Source organism: Arthrobacter sp. OAP107, assembly GCF_040546765.1.
In the GTDB taxonomy this organism is placed as follows: Bacteria; Actinomycetota; Actinomycetes; order Actinomycetales; family Micrococcaceae; genus Arthrobacter.
Genome location: NZ_JBEPOK010000001.1, coordinates 476526 through 488002, shown reverse-complemented (window position 1 = coordinate 488002; position 11477 = coordinate 476526). Strand labels below are relative to the sequence as shown.

Annotated in this window: 11 protein-coding genes; 6 read left to right on the top strand and 5 right to left on the bottom strand. The window is 68.4% G+C overall.

Going from position 1 to position 11477, the window contains the following annotated elements:
* Positions 1 to 69: 69 nt before the first annotated feature.
* Complete coding sequence (locus ABIE00_RS02200; protein ID WP_354256172.1) at positions 70 to 708, bottom strand: GOLPH3/VPS74 family protein; 639 nt, start codon at positions 706 to 708, stop codon at positions 70 to 72.
* 189 nt (positions 709 to 897) lie between these two features.
* On the opposite strand from ABIE00_RS02200, the gene ABIE00_RS02195 reads away from it, so the two are divergent.
* The 6 genes from ABIE00_RS02195 to ABIE00_RS02170 all read left to right on the top strand — a co-directional run bounded on the left by ABIE00_RS02195 (position 898) and on the right by ABIE00_RS02170 (position 7782).
* Entirely contained in the window at positions 898 to 1791 is an 894-nt protein-coding gene (locus ABIE00_RS02195; protein WP_354256169.1) for a MurR/RpiR family transcriptional regulator, read from the top strand.
* Positions 1792 to 1842: 51 nt separating this feature from the next.
* Positions 1843 to 2778, top strand: coding sequence for an NAD(P)-dependent oxidoreductase (locus ABIE00_RS02190; protein WP_354256166.1), 936 nt, complete (start codon positions 1843 to 1845; stop codon positions 2776 to 2778).
* Positions 2779 to 2805: 27 nt separating this feature from the next.
* Positions 2806 to 4353 carry an aldehyde dehydrogenase family protein gene (locus ABIE00_RS02185; protein WP_354256164.1) on the top strand — a complete coding sequence of 516 codons (1548 nt, stop codon included), beginning with the start codon at positions 2806 to 2808 and terminating at the stop codon, positions 4351 to 4353.
* Between the two features lie 6 nt (positions 4354 to 4359).
* On the top strand, positions 4360 to 5592 hold the full coding sequence (locus ABIE00_RS02180) for an amidohydrolase (RefSeq protein ID WP_502914185.1): 1233 nt from the start codon (positions 4360 to 4362) through the stop codon (positions 5590 to 5592).
* Positions 5589 to 6998 (top strand): DUF3100 domain-containing protein, encoded by a 1410-nt coding sequence (locus tag ABIE00_RS02175; protein WP_354256160.1) that lies wholly within the window; start codon positions 5589 to 5591, stop codon positions 6996 to 6998. The genes ABIE00_RS02180 and ABIE00_RS02175 overlap by 4 nt, the downstream gene beginning before the upstream one ends.
* A 331-nt stretch (positions 6999 to 7329) precedes the next feature.
* The gene (locus ABIE00_RS02170; RefSeq protein WP_354256157.1) at positions 7330 to 7782 is read left to right on the top strand and encodes a hypothetical protein; all 453 of its coding nucleotides are present in this window, start codon (positions 7330 to 7332) and stop codon (positions 7780 to 7782) included.
* Positions 7783 to 7821: 39 nt separating this feature from the next.
* Here ABIE00_RS02170 and ABIE00_RS02165 read toward each other — a convergent pair whose 3' ends face one another.
* The 4 genes from ABIE00_RS02165 to ABIE00_RS02150 all read right to left on the bottom strand — a co-directional run bounded on the left by ABIE00_RS02165 (position 7822) and on the right by ABIE00_RS02150 (position 11476).
* On the bottom strand, positions 7822 to 8934 hold the full coding sequence (locus tag ABIE00_RS02165; RefSeq protein WP_354256154.1) for an L-idonate 5-dehydrogenase: 1113 nt from the start codon (positions 8932 to 8934) through the stop codon (positions 7822 to 7824).
* Positions 8934 to 9704 (bottom strand): SDR family oxidoreductase, encoded by a 771-nt coding sequence (locus ABIE00_RS02160; RefSeq protein ID WP_354256151.1) that lies wholly within the window; start codon positions 9702 to 9704, stop codon positions 8934 to 8936. Before ABIE00_RS02160 ends, ABIE00_RS02165 begins: the two co-directional genes overlap by 1 nt.
* Positions 9701 to 10645 carry a 2-hydroxyacid dehydrogenase gene (locus ABIE00_RS02155; protein WP_354256148.1) on the bottom strand — a complete coding sequence of 315 codons (945 nt, stop codon included), beginning with the start codon at positions 10643 to 10645 and terminating at the stop codon, positions 9701 to 9703. The genes ABIE00_RS02160 and ABIE00_RS02155 overlap by 4 nt, the downstream gene beginning before the upstream one ends.
* Positions 10646 to 10720: 75 nt before the next feature.
* On the bottom strand, positions 10721 to 11476 hold the full coding sequence (locus ABIE00_RS02150) for an SDR family oxidoreductase (protein WP_331570360.1): 756 nt from the start codon (positions 11474 to 11476) through the stop codon (positions 10721 to 10723).
* Between the last annotated feature and the right edge of the window lies 1 nt (position 11477).

The following is an 11477-nucleotide window of genomic DNA, read 5'->3' as shown; positions in this document are numbered from 1 at the left end:
CGGACCCGTTTGCTTAGGGAACCGTGCTGGCAGTAAATCAGCAGGCTGGATTTCCTGCAAGGGTATCGGCTACGTGGCGGCCTCCGCCTCCGCGAGACGGATCATGCGGAGCTCATCCCGGACCGCACGGGAAGGCCAGTGCTCACCGGTCAATTCCTGGAGCCGGGCCGGACCGGCCCCCGGGAAAAGCTTGTCCATCAGTCCTGCCGCGTGCAGCAGGCCAATGAGCGCAGCCGTTCTGGCGTCCGACGCCGATCCGTTCAGTACGCTTTCGATCCTCGCCAAGAGTGCCGCTTCCGGAGCATGGTCCTTCTCCGGATAGCGCGTGGTCCTGAAGACGCCAAGGTGCTTTTCGCCCACATGGGTCACGACGCCGAGAGCCGCCATCCCCTCATAGATGCGGTGCAGTTCGGCGCGGCTTTCCAGCATGGCAACCCACCGCCGGGGGCTGTGCGGCCGGGACTTGTCGTGAATCAGTTCCCACTGGTGCCGGAAGTCAGATTGCGGAGGGGCTCCCGTGGCCCGCACGTATTTCCCCTGCAGCTGGATTGCGCCCAGCAAGTCCAGCTCGGCCAGGATGGCTCCGGACAGTGCAGCCTTGAGGACGCTTGGCGGCACTTCGGGCTCGCCGTCCTTCTCATTCGTCGCCAGCAGAAGGAACGCCTGCGGGAGATTGAGCTCCCCGGCGCCCGGTATTTCGGTGCTCATACCCTCATGGTCGCGCGGTCCCGCCACCGCTGCAATGGACCGGCCGCACCCGGTTTTCCACTCCGGAAACCAAAAGCACTTCCCGCAAACAAAATTGCAGAGTACATTTGATGCAATGATTCTTGCAGAGTGATCTGGGTTACAGATGACCTGCGCGCCACAGATCCTCTCCACAGAAAGAGGTCCGACTTGAACGCCAACACCGCCGGCCTGGAAGCCGGCACAGAAACCCGCACGGGCCCCGCCTCCCATGCGTGGCTCGGCGACGCGCTTCCGGACCTTCCGCTGTCCAAAGCCCAGAGCCGGGTGGTCGATGTGATTGCGCGCAACCCGCAGCTTTCCTCATATGCGGACATCGCTGAGATCGCCCAACGGGCCGACGTCAACAACTCAACGGTGGTCCGCGCGGCCCAGCACCTGGGCTACCGCGGCTGGCCGGACCTGCAGCGGGAACTGCGGTCCCGCTACCTGGTGATGATCTCCACCGAGGACACCCTGACCGAACACGGTGAACACCGCAGTCCCCTGCATGATGCGCTCAACCACGACATCGAGAACCTGCGCCTGACGCTGGACTCCAACACGGCCGACGACGCCGAGGCAGCCATCGCCACCATGGCCGCGGCCAAGTCCATCATCGTCCTGGGGCTGGGCTCGTTCGCCGGACCCGCCAGCGTGATGGCCCATCTGGGCTCCACCATGGGATACCCCATCACCCTCGAGAACCGCGGCGCGGTCCACCTCGCCTCCAGCGCCAACGCCCTCGGGCCGGGCGACGTCCTGGTGGTCATCAACATGTGGCGCACGATGCGGCAGATCATCGTCACCGCCGAAGCCGCGAAGCAGGCAGGCGCAAAGGTCATCGCCATCAGCGACATGCGCCGGGGCCGCCTGGCGGCCGTCGCCGACCACCTCCTGGTGGTGGCCTCAGAGGGCATCTCCTTCTTCCAGTCCGTAACCGCCGCAAACTCACTGGTCTACGGCCTGCTCGCGGGCATGGAGGCCGCGCACCCCGAGCGCAGCCGCGCAGCCATCCGCCGCACGCAGCAGCTCTGGAAAGACCTCGACATCTACCTTGACTGACCGGCAACTCCCCTGGCTGCACTCCATCCGTCTTCTTCAAGGAGCAACTATATGAACACCAGCACCGAACGCCGCATCGCCGTCATCGGCCTCGGTTCCATGGGCGGGGCGATGGCAGCCACCCTCCACAAGGCGGGCTGGGAGGTCACCGGTTTCGACCCCTCCGAGGCGGCACGTACCGCCGCGGCCGGCGCCGGCATCGCCACCACCGCCAGCGTGGAAGACCTCGCCGGCACCCCCTACGCGGTGCTCTCGCTGCCCGCCGCGGCCGTCGTCGAAGCAACCGTGCCGCAGCTCCTGGCCTCACCGGGAACCGTCGCGATCATCGACACCACCACCTCCGAACCGGCAACGAGCAAGCAGATGGCCGACCTCGCCGAAGCCCAAGGCGCAGCCTTCGTGGATGCTCCCGTCTCCGGCGGCCGCGACGGCGCATCAACCGGAAGCCTGAGCGCCTTCGTCGGGGCAACCGACGCCGCCCTTGCCGCCGCCGAACCCGTCCTGCTGGCACTCACCGCCGGCAGGTACAACCACATCGGCGGCCCCGGCAGCGGCAACGTCGTCAAGCTCCTCAACAACGTCCTGGCCGCGGCCAACCTGGTCTCGGTGGGCGAGGCCCTGGGCGTCGCCAAGGCCTACGGCATCGACCCGGCCAAGGCCGCAGCCAGCATCAGCGACGCGTCCGGCGGCAGCAAGGTCTCCGCGAACATGTACCCCAACTGGGTGCTGTCCGGGACACACGATTCCGGCTTTTCGCTGGGGCTGATGGCCCGCGACGCCGCCCTCGCCGTTGACGTCGCCGCCCAGATCGGCGAAAAGCCGGCGCTGTTGGCCGCCGTCGCCGGCCAATGGCAGGAAGCCCTGGCCGCCCTCGGCCCCGGCGCGGACTTCACCGAGATCGCGCGGACCGTCGCTCCGGCCATTACCCCTGCCGGTGCACCCGGCACCACAAACGGCCCCACCAACGACGCCACCGCCGTCGTCTAAGCCCCCCCAACAAAGAGGACCACCACCTTGAGCACCGCCACAGCACCCACCTCCTCGTCAGCGGCAACCGCCCGCGCCGTCCTGGACGCGGCCTTCCCTGCCGGCCTCGAAGCATTCCTTGACGGCAGGACCGTCCCCGGCAGCGGCGAGAACATCACCCTCACCGCTGCGGCCACCGGCGAACCATTCGCCACTTACGCCGACCCCGGCGCCGAGGGCGCCAACGCCATCCTGGAAAGCTCCGTCGCCGGGGCCAAAATCTGGGGTGAACTCAACGGCTTCGAACGGGCCGCCATCCTCCGCAACGTCAGCCGCACGGTTGAAGCGCATGCGGAGGAACTGGCCATCCTCGAGTCAGCCACCACCGGAAAGCCCATCCGCGACGCCCGCGTGGAAGCCGCCAAGGTCGCCGAGATGTACGGCTACTACGCCGGCTGGGCCGACAAGTTGACCGGCCAGACCATCCCCGTCCCCGGCCCCTGGCACACCTACACCGAACGCGTTCCCTGGGGCGTCGTCGTGGCCATCACCCCCTGGAACGCGCCCCTGTTCACCGCCGGCTGGAACTCCGCCGCGCCGCTGGCCGCCGGCAACGCCGTGATCATCAAGCCCAGCGAATTCACGCCCGCCTCGTCCGTCCGCCTCGCCCAGCTCGCGCACGAGGCCGGACTGCCGGCAGGTGTCTTCAACGTCGCGGCCGGGCTGGGACAGACAGTGGGCGCGGCCCTCACCAGCGACCGGCGCGTGGGCAAGGTCAGCTTCATCGGCTCCGTCCCCACCGGGCGCCGGGTGGCCGTCGCGGCCGCGCAGGCCGGCATTCCCGCCCTCCTGGAACTCGGTGGCAAGAGCGCCAACCTTGTCTTCGCCGACGCGGATCTGGAACGCGCCGCCGACGGCGCCATAGCCGCCATCTTCTCCGGCGCCGGGCAGTCCTGCGTGGCCGGGTCGCGGCTCCTGGTGGAGCGCAGCGTGCACGCACAGTTCGTGGAGCTGGTCGCCAGCAAGGCGGCCCGGCTGCGCGTCGGCGACCCGCTGAGCGCGGACACCGAAGTCGGCCCCATCATCACGGCCCAGCAGTTCGCCACGGTCACCTCGCTCATCGAGGCAGGAATGAACGACGGCGGACGCCGGGTCACGGGCGGAACGCTTCCCGACGCCCTGGCCGGGTCGCCGCTGGCCGGCGGCCACTGGGTGATGCCCACCCTGCTCGACGGCGTGACGCCGCAGAACCGCCTGGAAACCACTGAGGTCTTTGGGCCCGTCGTCGGGGCGGACGCCTTCGACACGGAAGCCGAGGCGATTGCCCGGGCTAACAACACCAACTTCGGCCTGGCCGGCGCGGTGTGGACCTCGGACATTTCCCGCGCCCACCACGTGGCACGCCAGGTGAGGGCAGGCACATTCTGGATCAACTCCTACAAGACCATCCATGTGGCCGTTCCGTTCGGCGGCTTCGGCGACTCCGGCCACGGCCGCTCCTCCGGTCCCGGCGTCCTGGACGAGTACACGCAGACCAAAGCCGTCTGGGTGCCCACCCGTGCAGCCGGCGCCCCGTTCCCGTCCCTCTCCTACTAGGCAGGCATGTTGATGGAAGCGAAAGAACCAGCGCCTGCCGTGCAGAGCCTCCGCGCCGCCCTTGCCGAGGGCGTCACCACCTGGAAACCGCGGGTGCTGGCCATGGCCCGGCAGATCCACGCCCTCAAGGAGGTGTCCTTCGAGGAGGTCCACTCGGCGGCCGCGGCAGCCGGCCTGCTGGCTGAGGGCGGCTTCGAGGTGGAACGCGGCACCGGCGGACTACCCACGGCGTTCACCGCCACGGCCGGCAGCGGCGACCTTACGGTGGCGCTGTGCGTGGAATACGACGCACTCCCGGACATCGGCCATGCCTGCGGCCACAACCTGATCGCGGGCGCCTCCGTGGGCGCGGCCCTTGCCCTGCGGCCGCTCGTCGATGAGCTTGGCATCACCCTGAAGACCATCGGAACGCCCGCCGAGGAACACGGCGGCGGCAAGGCGCTCCTGCTGGAACGGGGCGCGTTCGACGGCGTCAGCCTCGCCCTGATGGTTCATCCGGTCCAGGACGGGGTGACGTACAACCCGGCGGGCACCAGCGCCCAGGCGGTGGGCCGGTACCGGGCCGTCTTCACGGGAAAGGCAGCCCATGCTGCGGCCGCCCCGCACCAGGGCGTGAACGCCGCGGACGCCGCCGTACTGAGCCAGGTGGCGGTGGGACTGCTGCGCCAGCAGATTCCCGGCGACCACCGCGTCGCCATGTACGTCGCAGAGGGCGGCCACGTTACCAACATCATTCCGGAGCGGGCGGTGGTGGAGTTTGAATGCCGGGCCTTCACGCTGATGGAATTCGAAGCACTGCTGAAGCGCGTGCGCCGCTGTTTCGAGGGGGCGGCCCTGGCTACCGGCGCCACGCTGGCCTTCGAGGACACGGAGCCGCTCTACGAACCGCTGATCCAGGACGACGCCCTGGCAGCCCACTGGACCGAGGCCATGGACGTGTTCGGCAAGGACACCTCGCCCTCGGCGGGCATCAGCGGCGGCTCCACGGACATGGGCAACATCTCCCAGGTCATCCCGAGCCTGCACCCTTGGCTAAGTATTCCCGGTGCGGACGTCCCCATCCACTCCCACGCCTTTGCCGCACTGGCAGACTCCCCGGAGGCCTACGCCGTGATGTTCGAGGCTGCCACCGCGCTGGCCTGGACCATCGCCGCTGCGGCCACCACCCCCACCGAAAGGGCACGCCTGAGCAAAGCGGCTTACCGCCGTCAGACCGTCACACAGGAAGGCACACCATGAGCACCAGCACAACACCCGCGCGGACAGACAAAGCCGGTACCCGGCTCACGCTTCCCATCGCAGCGCTGGCCTTCGTCATTGCGCTGGCGGTCCAGCTGATCGGCCAGGCGAAGATCGACGTCGGCATCGGCGCGATCGTCATCTTCCCCATGGTCTGGGGCCTCATCCTCGGCCTGCTGGTATCCGTCCAGAAATTCAAGCCGCTGGGACTGGACCTGCAGCGGGTCGCCGCCGCCCTGGTCGGCGTTGCCGTGCTGTTGCTTGTGGCCCGGCTGGCGTTCAACATCGGGCCCAGCCTGCCCACCCTGCTCAAGGCCGGCCCGGCACTGCTGCTGCAGGAGGTGGGCCACCTGCTGGGCACCATTGCGCTGGCCCTCCCGCTGGCCGTGGTGCTCCGTATGGGCAAGGCGACCGTCGGGGCCACGTTCTCGCTTGACCGCGAACCGTCCTTCGCCATGGTCTCCGAAAAATACGGCCCCGACTCGGACCAGTACCGCGGCGTCCTGGCCATGTACGTCTTCGGCACCCTGTTCGGCGCCGTGTACATCACTTTGCTGACGTCCCTGATCTCCAACTGGAGGATCTTTGACCCCCTGGCCCTGGCCATGGGTGCCGGCGTGGGGTCCGGGTCCATGATGGCGGCGTCCTCCGCCAGTATTATCGCCGCCTACCCCGGCGACCAGGAGGCCATCCTGGGCATGGCGGCCATCTCCAACCTGATCACCACCATCCTGGGTGTCTACGTCGGCATCTACCTGGCCCTGCCGCTGGCGGACCGTTTCTACCGGGTCCTCACCCGCAGGCAGACCCGGGAGGAAGCCGCCGTTCCGGCCGGCGCCCCAGCACAGCGTGCGGAAACGGAGCTCCGCGGCACCGGCAGCGGAGAAGGCGGCACGGACGCCGCCCGGGAGGCAGCCCAGGCCGAGGAGAACCGCCGCTTCCGCGAACGGGTGGCCGCGTCTTCGGCGGCCATGCACTTGCCGCTGTGGCTGTCCCTTTCGGTCCTGACTGTCCTCGGCATCGGCACGGCCTCGATCGCGGCCAAGGGGTTCAGCCTCACCATCGTCGCCGGGTACGCCATCATGCTGGCCCTCGTCCTGGTCAGCATTGCCCTTGCCAAGCTCACCAAGAAGATCTCGGCCATCGTCTACATCACCACGATCGGCGCCTACATCTCCAGCCCCTGGTTCTTCGGATCGGCGGCACTGAATGGCCCCATCAAGTCGGTGGACTTCCTCTCGATCGCCACGGTCATGCTGACGCTCGCCGGCCTGTCGCTGGGCAAGGACATCCCGCTGCTGAAAAACATCGGCTGGAAGATCATCCCGGTGGGCCTGCTGGCAGTCACCGCATCGTTCCTGCTGTCCACCGTGATCGCGGAGTTCGCCCTCGGGCTGTGGCATTAAGCCTCTGGCGCCAGCCAATAACGCACAAAAGGAAGCGGACGACGGCGGGACCTCCCGCCGTCGTCCGCTTCCTTTATATTTGGCTCTTGTCAGCGCGACCGGGACATGAGTACTGTGCGGCCAGCCGGACTTTCGCCCGCGCCGGATGTTTGGCAGTGTCCGATGTTTGGCTGTACAGCGCGGCACCCCAATCGGCGCCGCCGTCAGGGGCCATGAACCGTACAACCATGGGCCCGTTTTTTCAGGCGCCCGGTCGCCGCGCCGGCACAACCCACGGCAGGCAGGGCGCCACGCTTCGATTAACGCCACCCTTTATCCAGGGGAGAACCTGATGTTAGGCACCAGAAGCCGCCTCACCGCCGTCGCACTCGCCGCCGGCCTCATGGGCATCGCCGCCCCCGTCCACGCAGCCCCCGCAACGCTCGTCAGCGCGGGACCCGGAATCCTCGTCGCCGACGGCGCCGCCGTCGATATTCCCGTCTCCTTCGTCTGCGACACCGACCCCGCCCTGTTCACCGCGGTACCCGTCATCCAGCTGACCCAAAGGGTCAGCGACGGCCGGATCGCCGGCGGCCTTGGAAACGCGGAGCTCACCTGCACCAGGAAGGCCCAGACCGCCACCATCCGGGTTGTTCCCAACGTGATGGCGTTCAACGAGGGCACGGCCGCGGCCACCATCGTGCTGCAAAGCTGCAACGCGCAATTCCAGTGCTCTGCGGAAATCATCAACACCGAGGTGAAAATCGCCAAGGGCGCCGGCAACGGGATCCAGCCGCAGCGCTAGCCTCAGACCCGACTCAGCTGCAGCCCGCGCCGTTCCAGCTCACGGACGTTGCCTCCCACCGGCGAAGTTGAGGAGGACTTTGCCGGATTGGGCGGAGTTGCGGGCGATGTCGAAGGCGGCGAGGGCCTCGGTGACGGGGTAGTCGTGGGTGATGACCGGGCCGATGCTGAGGGTGCCGTCGGCGAGGGCGGTGATGACCTCGTCGATTTCGTCGTTGAACCGGAACGAGCCTTTGAGGTCCAGTTCGCGGGTGATGGCCAGGGAGATCAGGACCGGCTGGGGACCGGTGGGCAGCAGCCCGACCATGACCACGGTCCCGCCCCTGGCCGCGCCCTGGATCGCGGAGGCCAGGCCGTGGTGGTTCCCGGAGGACTCGATCACGACGTCGGCCTGGACCGCGTTGATCGCTTCCGTGTCGGTGGCGGTCAGGACCTCGTCCGCGCCCACCGCCGCGGCGATCTCCAACGGTTTGGCGTGCATGTCGACCGCGACGATCCGGGCCGCGCCGGCGCGTTTGAGGACCGCGACCGCCAACGCCCCGATCGGGCCGGACCCGATCACCAGCGCGGTCTTGCCGGCCACGTCCCCGGCCCGCGCCACCGCGTGCCACGCCACGGACGCCGGTTCGATCAGCGCAGCGGTGCGCAGGTCCAGGGTGTCCGGCAGGGGCCGGAGCATCCGCACCGGCAGGTTCACGTACCGGCTGAACGCCCCGTCCGTGTGCGGATACCGCGCCGCGGACCCCAGGTAGGTGCAGCCCGGGGACAGGTTCGGCCGCTCCGCCGGATACCGGGGCGCGTCCGGACCCGCACCGGGGCCCGGGGTGGCCGGGTGCACCGCCACCGGCGTCCCCGCCACCGGCCCCGCACCGTTGGCCGCGGCCCGGACCACCCGGCCGGAAATCTCATGCCCCAAAACCAGGGGCGCCTTCAGGATCGACTCGCCCGCCGCGCCGTGCAGCCAGTAATGCAGGTCCGACCCGCAAATCCCCCCGTACAGCACCTCGACCACCGCCTCATCCGGCCCCGGGGCCTTCAGCGGCAGGTCATCGACCCGCAGGTCCCCCTTGCCGTGCGCGACCACCGCCGGACCCGACACCGGCAACACGGCATCCGCCGCCGAAGCATTTTCTGTTGCTGCTGGGTGCGTCATCAGACCACCACCGTCATTCCGCCGTCGATAAAGATCGTCTGCCCGTTCACAAAATCAGAACCCGCCGAGGCCAGCCACACCGCCGGCCCGGCCAGATCCTGCACCGTGCCCCACCGCGCGGCCGGGGTCCGGCCCAGGATCCAGGCATTAAAGTCCGGGTCATCGACCAGGTTCTGCGTCATCTCGGTATGGATATACCCCGGCGCGATCCCGTTGATCTGCAACCCCGAGCCCGCCCACTCCGCCGTCATCGCCCGGGTCAGGTTCCGCAGCCCGCCCTTCGCCGCGACATACGGGGCGATCGTGGGCCGGGCCAGATCCGTCTGCACCGAACAAATATTGATGATCTTCCCGTGACCCCGCCCGATCATGTGCCGGGCCGCCTCCCGCCCCACCAAAAAAGCGCTGGTCAGGTCAGTGGAGATCACCCGCTCCCAGTCCGCCACGTCCAACTCCAGCATCGGCACCCGGTGCTGGATCCCGGCATTGTTCACCAGCACCTCCAACGGACCCACCTGCTCCTCCACCCACGCCACACCCGCCGCGGCCTCAGCATCGGAGGTAACATCAAACGCCACACTGTGCACCCGGCCCGGCGCATAGTCGGCCGCCATCGCCGCCTCGGCAGCCTTCAACCGCTCCGCATTCACACCGTTCAACACCACCGTCGCACCAGCATCCGCCAACGCCCGCGCCAACGCATTACCAATCCCCCGGCTCGAACCCGTCACCAACGCAACCCGCCCGGACAAATCAAAAAGTGAAGTCATGCGAAGGGGCCCTTCTGAACCAGGTTGGCGGGGGCTTCTCCCGCGGCCAGTGCTTCGAGCTGGTGCCGCAGGAGCTTCAGGATCCGCGGCTCGAAGGCGGACGTGTTGCCGCCGACGTGCGGCGTGATCAGGGCGTTGGGCGCGGACCACAGCGGATGGTCCTGCGGCAGCGGTTCGGGATCGACGACGTCGAGGGCGCACTGCAGCCGGCCGGACAGGACTTCCTTGGTCAGGGCCGCCGTGTCCACCACCGGGCCGCGTCCCACGTTCACCACGAGGGCGCCGTCGGGGAGGGCGGCGAGGACTTCCTCGCCGATCAGGTGGTGGGTGTGGTCGTTCAGCGGCAGCACCGTGACCAGGACGTCGTGCGTGGCGGCAAGGGCGGGCAGGTCCGCGGAGGCGTGGACCTCGCCGTGCTCGTCGGTCCGCGCCGTGCTTCCCACCCGGGTGACCGTGACCTCGAAGGGCTCCAGGCGGCGGGCAATTTCGTGCCCGATCCCGCCGACGCCCACCAGCAGCACGCGGCGGTCCGCGAGGGACTGGCGCCGCTCCGGCCGCCAGAGGCCGTACTGCTGGTCGCGGACGGCCTGGTCGATGCCCCGCAGTTTGGCGAGGATCAAACCCACCGCCAGTTCCGCCGTCGCCGCCGCATGAACGCCCGAGGCGTTTGCGACGCCGGCCGCCGGACCGGCGGCCTCAATCACGCCGTCGTATCCCGTGGACTGCGTCTGGACGAACTTCAGTTCGTCCACTTGGGCGAGGGATCCCAGAACCGCGCCGGCGTTGATGTACGGGAGGATGACGCCGTCGATCTCTCCCAGCGTCGCGTCCTCGGGATCCGACTTCATGTCCCAGACGACACCCCGCAGGCCCTCGGGAAGGGGTGCGAGATCGGCGAGCAGTTGCCGGTCGGGGAAGCTGACGGTGCGTACTGGTTGCATCGGAAACCTATCGATTCTGGTGGGCTGGGGGTGGACAGGGCGGGGCCAGTTTTGGGCTGGCCCCGCCTTTGCAGCTTAGGCCGGGCGCCGGTCGAACGTGAGGCCGCCGGGGACCTGGAACGTGGGCATGAGTTCCAGCATGCCCACGTTCACGTGGCGGGGTGTTTCGATGGCGTAATCCATGGCGTTGACGATGTCGTCGGTAGTCAGGGATTCGTAGCCTTCGTAGTACGTCTTCCAGGCCTCTTCCATGGCCTCGGGCGAGCCGCCCATGTTGCGGCCGAAGATCTCCGTCTCGACGCGTCCGGGGCAGATCTCGGTGACGCGGATGCGCTTGCCCACGGTGTCGTTGCGCAGCTGGCGGGAGATCTGGTGCACGGCTGCCTTGGTGGCGTGGTACACGGTGTGGCCGTAGAAGTTGTACAGGCCTGCGATGGAGCTGATGTTGATGACGTGGCCGCGGTCGCGCTCCACCATGCCCGGCAGGACCAGCCTGGTGAGCTGGAGCAGGCCGCGGAGGTTGACGTCCACGAGCTCGTCGATGTCGCTCGCCGAGGAGTCCAGGATGTTGCCGGGCCGGGACACGCCGGCGCAGTTCACCAGGACGTCGATTTCGAGATGTCCGACGGCGGCCGTCAGTGCCGCGGTGTCGGTCAGGTCGACGATGTGGGGAATGGCGCCGGTCTTGTCGGCCAGGTCGTTCAGGCGTTCCTCGTTGCGGGCCACGGCGTGGACGGTGAGTCCGCGCTTGGCGAGGCGCTCGGCGATGGCGGCTCCCATCCCGGTTGAGGCGCCGGTGACGAGGGCGGTTGAGTAGTCTGAAAACGGCATG